At 77.6% G+C, this 15,810-nt stretch carries 16 protein-coding genes; 7 read left to right on the plus strand and 9 right to left on the minus strand.

The genetic code is table 11. The features are described 5' to 3' along the window. Nucleotides 1-12: 12 nt before the first annotated feature. Nucleotides 13-903, minus strand: a complete 891-nt coding sequence (locus ACI8AD_RS01590; protein ID WP_456868805.1) for an alpha/beta fold hydrolase — start codon at nucleotides 901-903, stop codon at nucleotides 13-15. Nucleotides 904-952: 49 nt separating this feature from the next. Here ACI8AD_RS01590 and ACI8AD_RS01595 point away from each other — a divergent pair, with 49 nt between their 5' ends. Together ACI8AD_RS01595 and ACI8AD_RS01600 are read left to right on the plus strand one after the other, a co-directional pair. Then, nucleotides 953-1,828 carry a helix-turn-helix domain-containing protein gene (locus ACI8AD_RS01595; protein ID WP_456868806.1) on the plus strand — a complete coding sequence of 292 codons (876 nt, stop codon included), beginning with the start codon at nucleotides 953-955 and terminating at the stop codon, nucleotides 1,826-1,828. Nucleotides 1,829-1,964: 136 nt separating this feature from the next. Continuing rightward, nucleotides 1,965-2,672 (plus strand): ANTAR domain-containing protein, encoded by a 708-nt coding sequence (locus ACI8AD_RS01600; RefSeq protein ID WP_456868807.1) that lies wholly within the window; start codon nucleotides 1,965-1,967, stop codon nucleotides 2,670-2,672. A 166-nt stretch (nucleotides 2,673-2,838) separates the two neighbouring features. Here the strand turns inward: ACI8AD_RS01600 and ACI8AD_RS01605 are convergent, their stop codons facing one another. Continuing rightward, a complete protein-coding gene (locus ACI8AD_RS01605) occupies nucleotides 2,839-4,401 on the minus strand; it encodes an MFS transporter (RefSeq protein ID WP_456868808.1) in 1,563 nt (520 codons plus the stop codon). 118 nt (nucleotides 4,402-4,519) lie between these two features. Here ACI8AD_RS01605 and ACI8AD_RS01610 point away from each other — a divergent pair, with 118 nt between their 5' ends. Next, nucleotides 4,520-5,452, plus strand: a complete 933-nt coding sequence (locus ACI8AD_RS01610; protein ID WP_456868809.1) for a helix-turn-helix domain-containing protein — start codon at nucleotides 4,520-4,522, stop codon at nucleotides 5,450-5,452. Further along, nucleotides 5,449-5,991 (plus strand): dihydrofolate reductase family protein, encoded by a 543-nt coding sequence (locus tag ACI8AD_RS01615; protein ID WP_456868810.1) that lies wholly within the window; start codon nucleotides 5,449-5,451, stop codon nucleotides 5,989-5,991. The genes ACI8AD_RS01610 and ACI8AD_RS01615 overlap by 4 nt, the downstream gene beginning before the upstream one ends. On the opposite strand, the gene ACI8AD_RS01620 is transcribed toward ACI8AD_RS01615, so the two are convergent. The 4 genes from ACI8AD_RS01620 to ACI8AD_RS01635 all read right to left on the minus strand — a co-directional run bounded on the left by ACI8AD_RS01620 (nucleotide 5,992) and on the right by ACI8AD_RS01635 (nucleotide 10,180). Further along, the gene (locus tag ACI8AD_RS01620; RefSeq protein WP_456868811.1) at nucleotides 5,992-6,594 is read right to left on the minus strand and encodes a YceI family protein; all 603 of its coding nucleotides are present in this window, start codon (nucleotides 6,592-6,594) and stop codon (nucleotides 5,992-5,994) included. A gap of 80 nt (nucleotides 6,595-6,674) precedes the next feature. After that, entirely contained in the window at nucleotides 6,675-7,484 is an 810-nt protein-coding gene (locus tag ACI8AD_RS01625) for an acyl-CoA thioesterase (RefSeq protein ID WP_456868812.1), read from the minus strand. A gap of 147 nt (nucleotides 7,485-7,631) precedes the next feature. Next, nucleotides 7,632-8,774 carry a thiolase family protein gene (locus ACI8AD_RS01630; RefSeq protein WP_456868813.1) on the minus strand — a complete coding sequence of 381 codons (1,143 nt, stop codon included), beginning with the start codon at nucleotides 8,772-8,774 and terminating at the stop codon, nucleotides 7,632-7,634. A gap of 35 nt (nucleotides 8,775-8,809) precedes the next feature. Then, nucleotides 8,810-10,180 (minus strand): MFS transporter, encoded by a 1,371-nt coding sequence (locus tag ACI8AD_RS01635; RefSeq protein WP_456868814.1) that lies wholly within the window; start codon nucleotides 10,178-10,180, stop codon nucleotides 8,810-8,812. A gap of 52 nt (nucleotides 10,181-10,232) precedes the next feature. Here ACI8AD_RS01635 and ACI8AD_RS01640 point away from each other — a divergent pair, with 52 nt between their 5' ends. Further along, entirely contained in the window at nucleotides 10,233-11,333 is a 1,101-nt protein-coding gene (locus ACI8AD_RS01640) for a LacI family DNA-binding transcriptional regulator (RefSeq protein ID WP_456868815.1), read from the plus strand. Here the strand turns inward: ACI8AD_RS01640 and ACI8AD_RS01645 are convergent. Genes ACI8AD_RS01645 through ACI8AD_RS01655 form a run of 3 tightly spaced genes read right to left on the minus strand, consistent with a single transcriptional unit; the run spans nucleotide 11,330 to nucleotide 14,018 of the window. Next, nucleotides 11,330-12,106, minus strand: coding sequence for a crotonase/enoyl-CoA hydratase family protein (locus tag ACI8AD_RS01645; protein WP_456868816.1), 777 nt, complete (start codon nucleotides 12,104-12,106; stop codon nucleotides 11,330-11,332). The two genes, ACI8AD_RS01640 and ACI8AD_RS01645, sit on opposite strands and share 4 nt — an antisense overlap. Nucleotides 12,107-12,135: 29 nt before the next feature. Continuing rightward, the gene (locus tag ACI8AD_RS01650) at nucleotides 12,136-13,236 is read right to left on the minus strand and encodes a CaiB/BaiF CoA transferase family protein (RefSeq protein ID WP_456868817.1); all 1,101 of its coding nucleotides are present in this window, start codon (nucleotides 13,234-13,236) and stop codon (nucleotides 12,136-12,138) included. Beyond that, complete coding sequence (locus ACI8AD_RS01655; protein ID WP_456868818.1) at nucleotides 13,233-14,018, minus strand: dienelactone hydrolase family protein; 786 nt, start codon at nucleotides 14,016-14,018, stop codon at nucleotides 13,233-13,235. Before ACI8AD_RS01655 ends, ACI8AD_RS01650 begins: the two co-directional genes overlap by 4 nt. Before the next feature lie 184 nt (nucleotides 14,019-14,202). Between ACI8AD_RS01655 and ACI8AD_RS01660 the strand changes: the two genes are divergently transcribed. Both ACI8AD_RS01660 and mftD read left to right on the plus strand, forming a co-directional pair. Beyond that, complete coding sequence (locus ACI8AD_RS01660) at nucleotides 14,203-14,346, plus strand: hypothetical protein (protein WP_456868819.1); 144 nt, start codon at nucleotides 14,203-14,205, stop codon at nucleotides 14,344-14,346. 156 nt (nucleotides 14,347-14,502) lie between these two features. After that, on the plus strand, nucleotides 14,503-15,744 hold the full coding sequence (gene mftD / locus ACI8AD_RS01665; RefSeq protein ID WP_456868820.1) for a pre-mycofactocin synthase MftD: 1,242 nt from the start codon (nucleotides 14,503-14,505) through the stop codon (nucleotides 15,742-15,744). Nucleotides 15,745-15,810 lie beyond the last annotated feature (66 nt).

The raw sequence follows: 15,810 nt of genomic DNA on the forward strand, positions 1-15,810 counted from the left end.
GCGGCGGGACAGTCACGGCGCGAGTGCGGCGTACACCTCGCGCGCGTGGTCGAAGACCAGGAAGTGCCCCTCGCCGGCGTACCAGTGGGCGCGGCAGCGGGGCAGCATGGCCGCCAGCACCCGACCCAGCCCGACCGGCACCTGCCAGTCCTGGGTGCCGTGCCAGACGTGCACCTGCTGGCGCACCTCCCCGACCGGGAAGCCCCACGGCCGGAACAGCAGCGCCCGGTCCTCGGCCAGCGACGCGGCACCCTGCCGCAGCCCCTCGGTGAACGTCGCGGCCAGCACCCGGCGGACGGCGGGGCGGCCGATGACCCGCCGGTCGGCGGGGTTGAGCCGCACCTGCAGGTAGCGCGGCAGCAGCGCCGGGCGGACGGTCAGCGGCGCGAAGACCGGCCGCAGCAGCGCCGACGTCGCCGGCGAGGGCCGGTGCACGGCGGCGCGGACCGTCGGCGGCAACCAGCCCGGCCAGGGCCAGGGCACGTCCGGCGGCGGCGCGCCGCCGAGGACGCCGACGGTGTGCACCCGGTCGGGCAGCGCGTGCGCGCAGGCCAGCGCGTACGCCGCACCGCCGGAGAGGCTCAGCGTGGCGAACCGGTCGACGCCGAGGGAGTCGAGCAGCTCGACGACGTCGCCGGGCCAGTCGGTGACCCGCCGGCCCGGCCGCGGGTCGGACCGGCCGAAGCCGGGCCGGTCCGGGACGATCAGCCGCACGCCCCAGCGGCGGTAGGCGGCGGGGTCCTCGACGTGCCGCTCCAGGCGCGAGCTCGGCGAGCCGTGGCAGCCGAGCACCGGCCGGCCCTCGGGGTCGCCCCACTCGGCGTAGGCCATCGTGCGCCCGTCGCGCAGCTGCAGCCGGCCCTCGCGGGGCCCGTCGGCGGGGTCGGTGCTGCCGGTGTGCATGGCGGGGCGCTACCCCCGGCCGTCGGACGCATGCGGCAGCCTGGGCGCGATGGGACCCCAGACGCCCCCGCGCCGGCTGGACGCCGCCGAGCCCGCCCACCTGCGCGACCCGCGCGACGCCACCGCCGTCGTCCACCGCTACGCGGCCGACGGGCCCCTGGCCGCGCTCGTGCGGCGCTTCTGGATCCCGGTGTGGTCGGTCCCGCCCGGGTGCGAGTCGGTGCAGCGGGTGCTGCAGCACCCCGCCTGCCTGCTGGTCGTCTCCCCCGACTCGGCGCGCTTCCACGGCGTGGTCACCGGCCTGTCCACGACGACGCTGACCGGCGAGGGCTGGGCGGCCGGCGTCATGCTCACCCCGGCCGCCGGCGCGCTGGTCGCGGGCGGTCCGGTGGCCCCGTTCACCGACCGGTCGGTCGACCTCGGCGAGGTGCTCGGCGACGATGGCGCCCGGCTGGCCGGGCGGGTCCGGGCGGCGATGGCCGCCGACCCCTCCTCCCCCGCCGCGCACGCCGCCGCGACCGCCGCCTACGCCGACGTGCTGCGCCGCTTCCTGCCGGTGGACGAGGAGGGGCTCCTGGTCGACCGGGTGGTGGCGCTGGTGGAGTCGCGGCCGGACCTGACCCGGGTGGACCAGCTGTGCGCCGCGACCGGGCTGTCGGAGCGGGCGCTGCAGCGGCTGGTGTCCCGACGGCTCGGGCTGACCCCGAAGTGGCTGGTGCAGCGGCGCCGGCTGCAGGAGGCGGCCGGCCGGCTGCGGGAGCGCGCGGTGACCCTCGCCGAGGTCGCCGCCGACCTCGGCTACGCCGACCAGCCGCACCTGACCCGCGACTTCGCCCGCGTGACCGGGATGACGCCGGGCGAGTTCGCCGCCCGCTACGGCGAGGCCCGACCGCGGGCGGCCGACCGCCCGCCACGCCCCGGGTAGTCTCCTCGGCGCGCGTCACACAGCCGGCGTGCAGGAGGGGGCCTCGCCCCACCCGTACGGGGTCCTGGAACCACCGGGTCCCCCGACCTGCAGCCGGCACCCACCGCCGGCCACCCCGGCCCCCGGAGTACGACACGTGACCCGCCCCGACGACGACCTCTTCTGCGCTGCCCTCCTCGACCTCGGCCTGGTCCCCGCCGACCGGCCCCTGCCGCTGCTGCTCGAACAGGTCGCCGCCCTGGCCGCCGACGTGCTGGGCGCCCGGCCGGCGCTGTCGGTGACCGTCGTGGGTCCCGACCGCGGCAGCACGGTCGGGGCCAGCGCCCAGGTCGCGGCCTCGCTCGACGAGGTCCAGTACACCGCCGGGGAGGGGCCCTGCCTGACGGCCGCCACGACCGGCGAGGTGGCGGTGGTCGCCGACACCGAGCGCGAGCAGCGCTGGCCCGCGCTGACCGCGGCCGCCGCCGCGGGCGGCGTCCGGAGCCTGGTGTCGACGCCCTTCCCCTCCCGGTCCGTGGCCGGGGGGCTCAACCTCTACCTGCAGCCGCCACTGACCGCCGGCGGCGTGCCCTGCGACCGCGCCGAGCGGTTCGCGCGCCACGCCACCGTCGCCGTGGCCAACAGCCACCTCTACGGCCGCAGCGTGCAGCAGGCGCAGAACCTGCACGCAGCGCTGGAGTCCCGCGCGGTCATCGACCAGGCGAAGGGCGTCCTGGTGGAGCGCTACCGGCTCACCGTGACCCAGGCGTTCGAGGCGCTGGTCCGCGTCTCCAACGAGACGAACACCAAGGTCCGCGACCTCGCGGCACACCTGGTCGACACCGGCGAGTTCCCGCCGGCCTGACCCGCCGGGCGGGCGGTCCTGCCGCCCGGGATCTCGAGCGGCAGGACCTGACCGGCCCCGGCCCCCCGGGTGGCGGCGCCGGCTGCGACCAGTGTCGGGGCCGGTCCGCCCGGCCGCGACCGCCGGCCGGCGCTCGCGTCCCCCTGCCGCGTCGCCCGGCCGGCGCTCAGCCGTGCGCGGCGTGCCCGTGGCTGTGCACGCCGTCGGGCCCGTGCCGCTCGTCGGGCACCGGACCGCCGTCGTCGGCCGCGCGGTCGACGCCGTCGCGGTCGGCGGCCCGGTTGCGCCGCAGGTCGACCACGCCGAGCACCAGCGCGGCCGCGGCGCCCAGCACCGACACCCCCAGCCCCGCCGCCGCGGCGAGGGGGTAGTCGTCGCCGGTGGCGCCGAGCACGAGGTAGAACAGGCCGGGCAGCGCCGCGGTGCCGACCGCCGCGCCGAAGCGCTGGGCGGTCTGCAGGCCGCCGCCGGCCGAGCCGGCCATGGCCACCGGCACGTCGCGCAGGGTCATCGTGATGTTGGGCGAGATCACCAGGCCGCCGCCGATGCCGCCCAGCAGCAGCGCCGGCGCGATGGCCCACCCCGCCGCCGACGGCGGGACGAGCAGCAGCACGCACGCGGCCGCCGCCAGGCCGGCGATCACCGTTCCGAGCCCGAGCACGGTCAGCTTCCGCCCGTACCGCTCGACCAGCCGCCCGGCCACCACCGCCGAGGACGCCGACCCCAGCGCGAAGGGCGTCACCGCCAGTCCCGACTGCAGCGGCGTGTAGCCCAGGCCGGTCTGGAAGAACAGCGCGAGCACCAGCCAGATGCCGCTGAAGCCGACGAAGTAGACGGTGCCCAGCGCCGCGCCGATGCCGTACCCGCGGGTCTGCGTGACCAGGCGGGGGTCGAACACCGGCTGGCCGTCGCGGGCCACCACCCGCCGCTCCCAGGCCACGAAGCCGGCCAGCAGCGCCGCGCCGACGACGAACAGCCACCACAGCCGTGACAGCCCGCCGGCCTCGGCCTGCACCAGCGGGAAGAGGACGGCCAGCGCCCCGGCGCCGAGCAGCAGCACCCCGAGGACGTCGATCCGCCCGCGCCCGCCCGACCCGCCGCGCGGCAGCAGCCGCAGGGCCAGCAGGAAGGCGACGACGCCGATCGGCACGTTGACGTAGAACAGCCAGCGCCAGCCGTCGGGGCCCGACGCCAGGCCGAGGATCGCCCCGCCGGCGACCGGCCCGACGGCGGTGGAGATGCCGACCGTGGCACCGAACAGGCCGAAGGCCCGGCCGCGCTCGGCCCCGCGGAACAGCTGCTGGATGAACGCGGAGTTCTGCGGCGCGAGGCACCCGGCGGCCAGCCCCTGCACCAGCCGCGCGGCGACGAGCCAGCCGATCGACGGCGCCGCGCCGGCGGCCGCGCTGGCCAGCACGAACCCGGCGAGGCCGGCGAGGAACAGCCGCCGCCGGCCGAGGGCGTCGCCCAGCCGCCCGGCGGGGACCAGCGCCAGCCCGAAGGTCAGCGCGTAGCCCGACACCACCCACTGCACCGTGGCCGGCGTGGCGCCGAGGTCGTCCTGCAGCGAGGGCAGCGCCACCGACACGATGCTGACGTCGAGCAGCGACATGAACCCGACGACGAGGGTGACCGACAGCGCCTGCCAGCGCCGGGGGTCGGGCCGGTACCCCTCGTCCGGGCCGGCGGCGGAGCGGGGCGCGGTCTCGGCCGGGGAGCGGGGTGGCACGACGGGGGGCCCTACCCGGTCGTGCGCGACCGACACCCGCCGCCCGCGCGTCGCACCGGCCGGGACAGCGCAAGAACGGTCGGGCGCCGCGGGCGCGGCGCTCGCCAGACTGGTCCCCGTGACCCCACCCGGACGCGACCGGCTGCGCGAGCTCCTCGACGCCGTCCTCGACGAGGACAACCGCACGCTCACCGACATGGCCGGCGACGCCTACGCCTCCCCGTTCCACTTCAGCCGGCAGGTGTCGGTCGGCGCCGGCGAGTCACCGGTGGCGCTGCGCCGCCGGGTGGTGCTGGAGCGCGCGGCCTGGCAGCTGCGGCAGGGCGCCAGCGTCACCGAGGTGGCCCTCGCGGCCGGCTACGAGTCGGTCGAGGGGTTCAGCCGGGCCTTCGCGCGGGCCTACGGCCGCACGCCGGGCAGCCTGACCACCGGCGACGGCGGCGTGCGGGCGCGCGACGAGCACTGGCTGCCCGCGCCCAACGGCCTGCACTTCCACCCGCCGTCGTCGCTGTGGGTGTCCGACGAGCCGGTGCGCCGCGGCGGCGACGCGGTCACCGCGCTGCTGGTGCACCACGGCGTCGAGGACACCCGGGCGCTGCTCGAGCTCGCCAAGGGCCTGCCCGACGAGGAGTACCGGCGGGTGCGCGCCCCCGGCCTGTCGGTGCTCGCGTGGAGCGGCACGGAGGAGACGCTGGCCGCCGTCCTCGACGAGCTGGTGTGGACCCTCGAGGTCTGGGTGGCCTCCATCGAGGGCGGCGACACCCCCGCGCGCGGCGCCGACGACCCGGCCGCGCTGCTGGACCGGCACGACGCCGTCGCACCGCGGTGGCTGGCGGCCGTGCGGGAGGTGTCCCGGCGCGGCGCGTGGAACGACCGGCTGGTCGACGCGCTGTGCGAGCCGCCGGAGAGCTTCGTCCTCGGCAGCGTCGTCGCGCACGTCCTCACCTTCTCCGCGCACCGCCGCCTCCTGGCGCGGCACTGGCTGCGCGCGGCCGGCGTCGAGGTCGACGCCGGCGACCCCATCGAGTGGCTCTCCCGGAGGGACCGATGACCCGCACCGTCTACTACACCGCCACCTCGCTGGACGGCTTCATCGCCGACGCCGAGAACTCGCTGTCCTGGCTGCTGTCGCGCCAGGTCGACCAGGAGGGGCCGATGGGCTTCTCGACGTTCGAGAAGTCACTCGGCGCGATGGTCATGGGCGCCACCAGCTACGAGTGGATCCGCGAGAACGGCGGGCCCGACCCCTGGTCCTACGCCCAGCCGGCCTGGGTGCTCACCCACCGCCGGCTCGAGCCGTTCCCGGGCGCCGACATCCGGTTCGCCGCGCCGGGCACGCCGGAGGAGCTGCGCGCGCTGCACGCGGACATGGCCGCGGCGGCCGGGGACCTCGACCTGTGGGTGGTCGGCGGCGGGCCGGTGGCCGCACAGCTGGCGGGCGTCGGGCTGCTCGACGAGGTGGTCGTCGCCATCGCGCCGGTGACGCTGGGCGGGGGTGCGCCGCTGCTGCCGGCGCGGGTGGAGCTGGTGACCCGCGAGGTGGCGCAGAACGGCGAGTTCACCTGCGTCCGCTACGACGTCGTCCGCTAGCTACTGGTCGGCGCGGATCACCGAGACGTCGAACTCGACCTGGATGCGGTCGCTGACCAGCACGCCGCCGGTGTCCAGCGGGGTGTTCCAGGTCAGGCCCCAGTCGCTGCGCTTGATCGCCAGCGCGCCCTCGAAGCCCACGCGGGTGTTGCCGAACGGGTCGCGCGCCGAGCCGGTGAGCGTGAACTCCACGGTCACCGGCCGGGTGACGTCGCGGATGGTGAGGTCGCCGGTGACCTCGTAGACGCCGTCGTCGACCTGCTCGACGTCGGTGGAGGCGAAGACGAGCTCCGGCCACCGCTCCACGTCGAGGAAGTCCGGCGAGCGCAGGTGGGCGTCGCGGTCGGCCTGGCCGGTGTCGATGCTGGCCGTCCGGATGCGGATGCCGACCGTGCTCGCGCCGGGCTTGGCGACGTCGAGGTGCGCCTCGCCCTCGAAGTCGGTGAACGCGCCGCGGACCGTCGTCACCATGGCGTGCCGCGCCCGGATGCCGATGCGGGTGTGCGCGACGTCGATCGTGTAGTCACCCGAGACGTCGGACAGCGCGGCCGTCGCCGCGTCGAAGTCGGTGGGACCGCCGTCGGGTGCCCGGTGCTTGGCCACGTGGTCGTCCTTCCCCCAGTCAGCCTCCCCATCCTCTCCGATCAGCCCGGCGCTGCCACCGCCGGGCTCCCCGGGGGCGGTCAGCGGCCGGGGCGGAAGGGGTTGCGCCCGGGCCGGAACAGCGTCTCCTGGGCGAGGCTGGCGGCCAGGACGCCGTCGCCGGTGGTCACCGAGCCGGTGTACCAGCCGCGCCCGCCGGAGACGGTGTGCGGGACGAGGTCGACCAGCACCCACTCGTCGAGCCGGGCCGCGCGGTGGAACCACACGGCGTGGTCGAGCGTGGGCCCCGGCGCCGCCTCGTCCTCGGGCAGCGCGGCCAGCCCGGTGCCGATGTCGGAGAGGTAGGTCAGCGCGCACGCCTGCAGCAGCGGGTCGCCGGGCAGCGGCACCGTGGCCCGCGCCCAGAACCGGGTGGGCGAGGAGGCACCGGGGTGGGGCTGGGCCGGGCGGCGGCTCTCCATGGTGAACAGCCGCGGCAGGGTGAACGGCACGCTGTCCTGCGGCGGCTCGGCGGCCGGCGCCGCCGCCACCTGCAGGTCGGGGCCGGCGGTGGGCGCCTGGAAGGACGCCGACATCGACAGCACGACCTCGCCGCCCTGCACCGCGACGACGCGGCGCGCGGAGAACGAGCCGCCGTCGCGGTCGCGGTCGACGCGGAACACCGTCGGGCGGGCGGCGTCGCCGCTGCGCAGGAAGTAGCCGTGCAGCGAGTGCGGCAGCCGCTCGGGCGCCACCGTGCGACCGGCGGCGAGCAGCGCCTGGGCGGCGACCTGGCCGCCGTAGAGCGGCAGCGGGTCGGTGAACACCAGCGTGCTGCGGTAGAGGTCCCGGTCGATCTCCTCGAGCGTCAGGACGTCGAGCAGCGTGGGCCCGTCGGCGGTCGCCGTCACGACCGCCGACCGTAACCGGGCGCCGGGACCGCCCCGCAGGGCGGCCCCGGTCGGAGGACCCCCGTGCCCCCCACCCCTCGCACGCTCGGGGCGGGCCCCCGCACGGGGCCGCCCCGAGCGCGGCGAGGAGGCGAGCTCAGGACGCGACTAGAGGAGCTCGAGGATGGTGGCGTTGGCCTGGCCGCCGCCCTCGCACATCGTCTGCAGGCCGTAGCGGATGCCGTTGTCGCGCATGTGGTGCACGAGCGTGGTCATGATGCGCGCGCCCGAGCCGCCGAGGGGGTGGCCGAGGGCGATGGCGCCGCCGTTGGGGTTGAGCGCCTTGGCGTCGGCGCCGATGTCGGCCAGCCACGCGAGCGGCACCGGCGCGAAGGCCTCGTTGACCTCGAAGGCGCCGATCTCGTCGACCGACAGCCCCGACTTCGCCAGCGCCTTCTGCGTGGCCGGGATCGGCGCGGTGAGCATGACCACCGGGTCGGCGCCGGCCAGCACCGCGGTGTGCACCCGGGCGACCGGGCGCAGCCCCAGTTCGGCGGCCTTCTCGCTGGTGGTCATCAGCAGCGCGGCGGCGCCGTCGGAGATCTGCGAGGAGTTGCCGGCGGTGATGACGCCGTCCTCGCGGAAGGCGGTCTTCAGCGTGCCGAGCTTCTCCACCGTGGACTCGCGGATGCCCTCGTCCTGGCTCACCACCGTGCCGTCGGGCGTGGTCACCGGCGCGATCTGGGCGTCGAAGCGGCCCTCGGCGCGGGCGGCCGCGGCCTTCTCGTGGCTGGCGACGGAGAACTCGTCGCACTGCTGCCGGGAGAGGCCCCAGCGCTGCGCGATCGTCTCCGCGCCCAGCCCCTGGTTGATCTTCGCGCCGGCGTAGCGCTCGAGGAACCGGGTGCCGAAGGGGTTGGCGTCCTGCCGTGCGCTGCCCATGGGCACCCGCGACATCGACTCCACGCCCCCGGCGACGACGACGTCGTAGTGCCCGGCCACCAGCCCGGCGGCGGCGAAGTGCACCGACTGCTGCGAGGACCCGCACTGCCGGTCGACGGTCACGCCGGTGACCGTCTCCGGCCACCCGGCCGCCAGCGCCGCCGTGCGGGCGATGTCGAAGGTCTGCTCCCCGACCTGGGACACGCAGCCCCAGATGACGTCCTCGATCTGCGCCGGGTCGACGCCGGCCCGCTCGGCCAGCGAGGTCAGCACGTGCGCCGACAGGTCGACCGGGTGCACCCCCGACAGCCCGCCGTTGCGCTTGCCCACCGGCGTGCGCACCGCCTCCACGATCACCGCGTCACGCATCGTTGCTCCCCTCGACAGGTGTGGTCACCGGCACACTAACCCCCGCCCGCGGGGGTGCCGCGGGACCGCAGCAGGAGTCCCGCCGGCACGGCCGCGAGCGTCGCGGCGGTGACCCAGCCCAGGGGCGTCCCGGCCAGCGGCAGGGACGTCCCCGCGCTCGCCCCGGCGACGAGCAGCACGACCGCCACGCCCAGCGCCGTGCCCAGCTGGGCGGCGGTGTTGAGCACGCCGGCAGCCGTCCCCTGCAGCTCGGGGACGACGTCGGTGCCGAGCGCGGTGGCCGCCACCGACGACAGCCCGATGCCGAGCCCGGAGACGGCGACCCCGGCCGGGACGGCCTGCGGGCCCGCGGCCGCGGCGAGCAGGACGAGGTCACCGGCGGCGACGACCGCCAGGCCCGCCGCGGCGGCCGTGCGCGCCGGGACCCGGCCGAGCACCCGGGCGGCTCCGGCGGCGCCGGCCACCACGCACAGGCTGAAGGGCACCAGCGCCAGGCCCGCGGCCGCCGCCCCGAACGCCTCGGCCTCCTGCAGGTGCAGCGTGGCGAGGGTGACCGCCGAGCTCGTCCCGGCGGTGTTGGCGGCCGAGGCGAGCACGCCGGCGCGCAGCCCGGGGTGGCGCACGGCGGCCCGGGGCAGCAGCGGGTCGGCGGCGCGGCGCTCCACCGCCGGGAGCACCGCGGCGGCCGCCAGCCCGGCGACGACCAGCAGCGCCCCGGGGAGGCGGCGCCCGGGGTCCTCGACCAGCGAGGCCCCGGTGACGACGGCGGCCACCGCGACGGTGAGCACGCCGGCGCCGGCCAGGTCCAGGGCGCCCGCGGCGCGGCGCGGGACGGGCGGCGCGGTCCGGCGCACCGCGGCGAGCAGCAGGACCGACAGCGGCACGGTCAGCCAGAACAGCACCCGCCAGCCGGCCAGCTCGGTGAGCACGCCGCCGAGGACCAGGCCCGACGCCCCCGCCGCCGCGCCGGTCGCGCTCCAGGCGGCCAGCGCCCGGCGGCGCGGCGCCCCGTCCGCGGTCGCGGCGGTGAGCAGCCGCAGCGCGGGCGGCACCGACAGCGCGGCGGCCACCCCCAGCGCGCCGCGGGCGGCCACCAGCACGCCCACCGACGGCGCGGTCGACGCGCCCAGGGACGCGATCCCGAAGACCGCGAGCCCGGCCTGCAGGACCCGGACGTGCCCGTACCGGTCGCCGAGCCGGGCGCCGAGCACCAGCAGGGCACCGAAGAGGACGGCGTAGACGGTGACCACCGGGGTCGCCGCGGACGCCGGTGCGCCGAGGTCGGCCAGCACCGTGGGCAGCGCCGCGACCACCAGCGTCGTGCCGAGGACGTCGACGAACTGGACCGCGCACAGCACCGGCACCGCACCGTGGGCGGTCCGGGGGGCGTCGACCTCGGGGGTCATGTCCGAGGCGGGTACCCGGCTTCTTCATCGATGAAGCACGGATCATGGGCCCGTGCCCGCCGACCGCCCCCGGACGCTGCGCGACGTCGCGGCGCAGCTGGGCGTCTCGGCCAAGACGGTGTCCAACGCGTTCTCCCGCCCCGACCAGCTCTCCCCCGCGCTGCGCGAGCAGGTGCTGGCCACCGCCGCGCGGCTGGGCTACCCGGGTCCCAACCCGCTGGCCGCGGGGCTGCGCCGGGGCCGGGTCGGCGCGATCGGCGTCGCCTACGACAACGGGCTGTCCTACGCCTTCGACGACCCGGTCGCCGTCGCGCTGCTGGCGGGGGCCTCCACGGTGGCCGAGCCCGAGGGCGCCGGGCTGCTGCTGGTCCCCGGGTCGACCGACGCGCGCCGGCGCCTGGCCGCGGTGCACTCCGCCGTCGTCGACGGGCTGGTGGTCTGCTCCCTCGGCGACGACGACCCGCTGCTGGCCGCGGCCGTCGCCCGCGGGCTGCCGCTGGCCGTCGTCGACCAGCCCCGGCCGGCGCGGCTGGCCGCGCTCGGCGCGCCGGGGACGCCGTGGGTGGGCGTCGACGACCGGGCCGCCGCGGCCGCGCTGGCCCGGCACCTGCTCGACCTCGGGCACCGCAGGCTGGCCGTCGTCTCCTTCGGGATGCACCGGGAGCCCATCCGCCGCGGGCCGGCCGACGAGGCGGTGCAGGCGGCGGCCACCTACGCCGTCACGCGCGACCGGCTCGCCGGCTACCGCGAGGCCGTCGAGGGCGCCGGCCTGGCGTGGTCGGCGGTGCCGGTGTTCCACGGCGAGGACAGCACGCCGGCGGTGGGCGAGGCCGGCGCGGCCGCCGTCCTCGCCGCCGACCCCCGGCCGACGGCGCTGCTGTGCCTGAGCGACCGGATCGCCGAGGGGGTGCTCGCGGTCGCCGCCCGCCTGGGCCTGCGGGTGCCGCGGGACCTGTCGGTCGCCGGGTTCGACGACGCCGCCCCCGCGGCCGGCCTCGGGCTGACCACCGTGCGGCAGCCGACCCGGGAGAAGGGCGGCGCGGCGGCGCGGGCCCTGCTCGACCGGATCGCCGGCCGGCCGGCGCCGGGGCCGGTGCTGCTGCCCACCGAGCTGGTGGTGCGGACCTCGACCGGCCCGGCGCCGGGGAGCTAGCGACCCCGCCAGACCGGCGGTCGGCGCTCGGCGAACGCGGTCGCGCCCTCGCGGGCGTCCTCGGAGGAGAACACCGGCTCGATGAGCTCCTGCTGGCGCGCCCAGCCCTCCTCGGCGGTCCAGTCGGCGGTGCCGCGGGCGATCTCCTTCGTCGCGGCGACGGCGAGCGGGCCGTTGGCGGCGATCACGCCGGCGAGCTCGACGGCGGCCTCCAGGGCGCCGCCCTCCTCGACGACCCGGTTGACCAGCCCGACCGCGGCGGCCCGCTCGGCGTCGACCGGCTGACCGGTCAGCAGCATCTCCATGGCGACCGCCCGCGGGATCCGCCGCGGCAGGAACAGCGCGGCGCCGGCCGCGGCCACCAGCGAGCGGCTGACCTCGGGCACGCCGAAGCGCGCCGTCCGCCCGGCGACGACGAGGTCGCAGGCGAGCACCAGCTCGAACCCGCCGGCCAGCGCCCAGCCCTCGACGGCGGCGACCAGCGGCTTGCGCGGCGGGGTCTGGGTGATGCCGCACAGCCCGCGGCCCTCGATCGCCGGCCGCTCCCCGCGCAGGAAGGCCTTGAGGTCCATGCCGGCCGAGAAGGTGCCGCCGGCGCCGGTGAGCACGCCCGCGCGCAGGTCGCCGTCGGCGTCGAGCTCGTCGACGGCGGCGGCCACGCGCTGCGCGACGGCGGCGTCGAGGGCGTTCTTGGCCTCCGGCCGGTTGATCGTGATGACCTGCACGGCGCCGCGGCGCTCCACCAGCACGGGATCGGGCACGCTGTCGGTCACGGGCGGACCTCCTCGTCTCGGCGCCCCGCTCAGCGGGGACGCGACCACTCCTCCAGGACGGCGGCGGCGTCGGCCGGTCCCGGCGACACCGGTGCGGCCGGACCGGCCGGGGTCCGGGAGAACCGCGGCGCGGGCGCCGCCTGCACCACGCCCTCGACCTCGGTGAACGTGCCGCGCGCGGCCAGGTGCGGGTGCCCGGGCGCCTCGGCGGGGTCCAGCACGGGGGTGACGCAGGCGTCGGTGCCCTCGAACACCCGCTCCCAGTGCGCGCGCGGGTGCGCGGCGAAGGCCGCGGTGAACGCCTCGCGCAGCCGGGGCCAGCCCTGGCGGTCCGACTGCGGCGGCAGGCCGGCGTCGGCGAGCCCGAGGCCGGCGAGCAGCTCGGCGTAGAACTGCGGCTCCAGCGCCCCGACGGCGACGAACCGCCCGTCGGCGCAGGGGTAGACGTCGTAGAAGGGCGCGCCGCCGTCGAGCAGGTTGGTGCCGGGGCGGTCGGACCACGCGCCCATCCCCCGCATCGACCACATCAGCTGCGACACCAGCGCGACGCCGTCGACCATCGCGGCGTCGACCACCTGGCCGCGGCCCGACCGCGACCGCTCGTGCAGCGCGGCGAGGACGCCGACGAGCAGCAGCATCGACCCGCCGGCGTAGTCGGCGACCAGGTTGAGCGGGGCCTGCGGCGTCCGCCCGTCGCGGCCCAGCGCGGCCAGGGTGCCGGTGAGGCCGAGGTAGTTGACGTCGTGCCCGGCGCGGTCGGCCCACGGCCCGTCCTGGCCCCAGCCGGTCATCCGCGCGTACACCAGCCCGGGGTTGCGGGACCGGCACTCCTCCGGGCCCAGGCCGAGGCGCTCGGCGACGCCGGGCCGGAAGACGTCGAGCAGCACGTCGGCGCGTGCCACCAGCGAGAGCACGAGCTCGCGGCCCTCGGGCGTCTTGACGTCGGCGACGACCGGGCGGCGCCCGCGCAGCACGACGTCGCGTCCCGCGCCGCCGACCCGCAGCCCGCCGGAGGGCCGCTCCACCCGGACGACGTCGGCGCCGAGGTCGGCGAGCACCATCGCCGCGTGCGGGCCGGGCCCGATGCCGCCGAGCTCGACGACGCGCAGCCCCGCCAGCGGCCCGCTCACGCCGCCGTCCGCAGGTGCCGGTCGAGGAAGCGCAGGATCCGTCCCCACGCGTCCTCGGCCGAGGGCCGGTGGTGGCCGCCGCCGAGCACCTTCTCCAGCGCGGTGATCGCCCCGGGGTGCCGGTTGAGGAAGGAGTGCCCGGCGTCGGGGTACTCGTGCACGTCGTGCTCGACGCCGAGGTCGGTGAGCACCCGGTCCAGCCGGCCGGCGGCGCCGCGCAGCGCGGGGTCGCGGCGGCCGTAGCTGGCCACGACCGGGCAGGCGCCGGCCAGCACCCGCTCGGCGTCCTCCGGCAGGAACCCGTAGTTGGGCGCGGAGACGTCGAAGCCCCGGGTGGCGGCCACCAGCGCGAACCCGCCGCCCAGGCAGAACCCGAGGACGCCGACCCGGCCGGTGCAGTCGTCGCGGTCGGCGAGGAAGCGGCGGGCGGCCTCGAGGTCGCCGAACGCCGGGCCCTCGCCGCGGCTGAGCGCCCGGAACGTGGCGCGCAGGCAGCGCCGGGCCCCGCCGGCGCTGAACAGGTCGGGTGCGACCGCCAGGTAGCCCGCGGCCGCGAGCCGGTCGGCGTGGTCGCGGACGTCGTCGGTCAGCCCGAACACCTCGTGGACGACGACCACGCCGGGCCAGGGTCCCTCCCCCACCGGCGGGACGGCGAGGTGCGCGGACAGCTGCGGGGTGCTGACGCCACCGGGGACGACGGTGCTGGGCAGGACGGCCTCCGGGGTCTCGGGCGGCGGGTCGGCGGGCCCGACGCTAGCCCGCCGGTGTGGCCGGCGTCTCACCGGGCCGGGTGCCGCGCGGATCACGGTCCGGGGGCTGGCGCGGACGCCGCGGCGGGAGGACAGTTGGATTTGCAGACCCAGCAGGTGGAAGCCGGTTTCCTGTGACCGGCACCGCACCTGGCGGGCCCGCCGGGGACGGCCGGGAGCGACCGTCGCCGTGGACCGTCGCCCGGAAGGAACCGTCATGACCCGCCTCCGCTCCGCCCTCACCGCCGCTCGCGCCAGCGCCCGGACCCGCCGCGACGAGCGCGCCCTGCAGCGCGCCCTCGCCGCCGCTCCCACCCAGGAGTCGGCGCACGAGATCGCCGCGCTGGCCGCCCGCCGCTGACGCGCCGGCACCTCCCTCCGGCCCCGCGACCCCCGGTCGCGGGGCCGAGCCGTCTCGGCCAGGTGTGGTCTGCGCAACACCTCCGGCGCTAGGGTGGCACTCAGTGCCATCCCCGGCGCAGCCCGGCCCGACGGGTCCGACGGAGCAGGAGACGACATGGCGAACGCGTGGTTCGAGACGGTGGCCGAGGCCCAGCGGCGGGCGAGGCGGCGGCTGCCCAAGGGCGTCTACGGCGCGCTGGTGGCCGGGTCGGAGAAGGGCCTGACCGTCGACGACAACCTGCGCGCCTTCGACGAGCTGGGCTTCGCCCCGCACACGGCGGGCCTGTCCAACAAGCGCGAGATGGCCACCCGCGTCATGGGCCAGGACGTGTCCATGCCGGTCCTGATCAGCCCCACCGGCGTGCAGGCGGTGCACCCCGACGGCGAGGTCGCCGTCGCCCGCGCCGCGGCCGCCCGCGGGGTGGCGATGGGGCTGTCCTCGTTCGCCAGCAAGCCGGTCGAGGAGGTCGTGGCGGCCAACCCGCAGACGTTCTTCCAGATGTACTGGGTGGGCACCCGCGAGGAGATGCTCGCCCGCATGGACCGCGCGAAGCGGGCCGGCGCCGTCGGGATGATCGCCACCCTCGACTGGTCCTTCGCCTACGGCCGCGACTGGGGCAGCCCGTTCATCCCGTCGAAGATCGACTTCGAGGCCGCCCGCCGCTACGCGCCGCAGGTGCTGCTGCGCCCGCGCTGGCTGTGGGACTTCGCGAGGACCGGGCAGATCCCCGACCTCACCGTCCCGAACATGGTCCCCACCCCGGGCGAGACCGCGCCGACGTTCTTCGGGGCGTACGGCATGTGGATGCAGTCGCCCATGCCGAGCTGGGAGGACGTCGCCTGGCTGCGCGCGCAGTGGGACGGCCCGTTCATGCTCAAGGGCGTCATGCGGGTCGACGACGCCCGGCGCGCCGTCGACGCCGGCGTCACCGCGATCTCGGTGTCCAACCACGGCGGCAACAACCTCGACGGCACCCCCGCCTCCATCCGCGCGCTGCCGGCCGTCGCCGAGGCGGTCGGCGACCAGGTGGAGGTCCTGCTCGACGGCGGCATCCGCCGCGGCAGCGACGTCGCCAAGGCCCTGGCGCTCGGCGCGAGGGCCGTCCTGATCGGCCGGGCCTACCTCTGGGGGCTGGCCGCCAACGGGCAGGCCGGCGTGGAGAACGTGCTCGACCTGCTGCGCGACGGCCTCGGCTCCTGCCTCACCGGCCTCGGCCGGGAGTCCACCGCCGAGCTGTCCCGCGACGACGTCGTCGTCCCGCCCGGCTTCGAGCGGCGGCTCGGTGTCGAGGGTCCCGACGCGCCGGTCGAGTCGGCGCCGCCCTCGCGACCGAGGCGCGGCCGCAGCTCCGCCTGAACGACCGACGCCGCGGGGGCGGCGGTGACCGGATCGGGGTGGTTCCCGCCACAGGAGGCTGACCCG

This window comes from Geodermatophilus sp. SYSU D00766 (assembly GCF_054049915.1).

What these genes read in the sequence shown, in the direction of transcription:
- ACI8AD_RS01615 (WP_456868810.1), top strand. Translation starts at nt 5,449, where the DNA reads ATGACCCGCACCGTCTACTACACCGCCACCTCGCTGGACGGCTTCATC.
- ACI8AD_RS01595 (WP_456868806.1), top strand. Translation starts at nt 953, where the DNA reads ATGGGACCCCAGACGCCCCCGCGCCGGCTGGACGCCGCCGAGCCCGCC.
- ACI8AD_RS01660 (WP_456868819.1), top strand. Translation starts at nt 14,203, where the DNA reads ATGACCCGCCTCCGCTCCGCCCTCACCGCCGCTCGCGCCAGCGCCCGG.
- ACI8AD_RS01630 (WP_456868813.1), bottom strand. Translation starts at nt 8,774, where the DNA reads ATGCGTGACGCGGTGATCGTGGAGGCGGTGCGCACGCCGGTGGGCAAG.
- mftD (WP_456868820.1), top strand. Translation starts at nt 14,503, where the DNA reads ATGGCGAACGCGTGGTTCGAGACGGTGGCCGAGGCCCAGCGGCGGGCG.
- ACI8AD_RS01635 (WP_456868814.1), bottom strand. Translation starts at nt 10,180, where the DNA reads ATGACCCCCGAGGTCGACGCCCCCCGGACCGCCCACGGTGCGGTGCCG.
- ACI8AD_RS01590 (WP_456868805.1), bottom strand. Translation starts at nt 903, where the DNA reads ATGCACACCGGCAGCACCGACCCCGCCGACGGGCCCCGCGAGGGCCGG.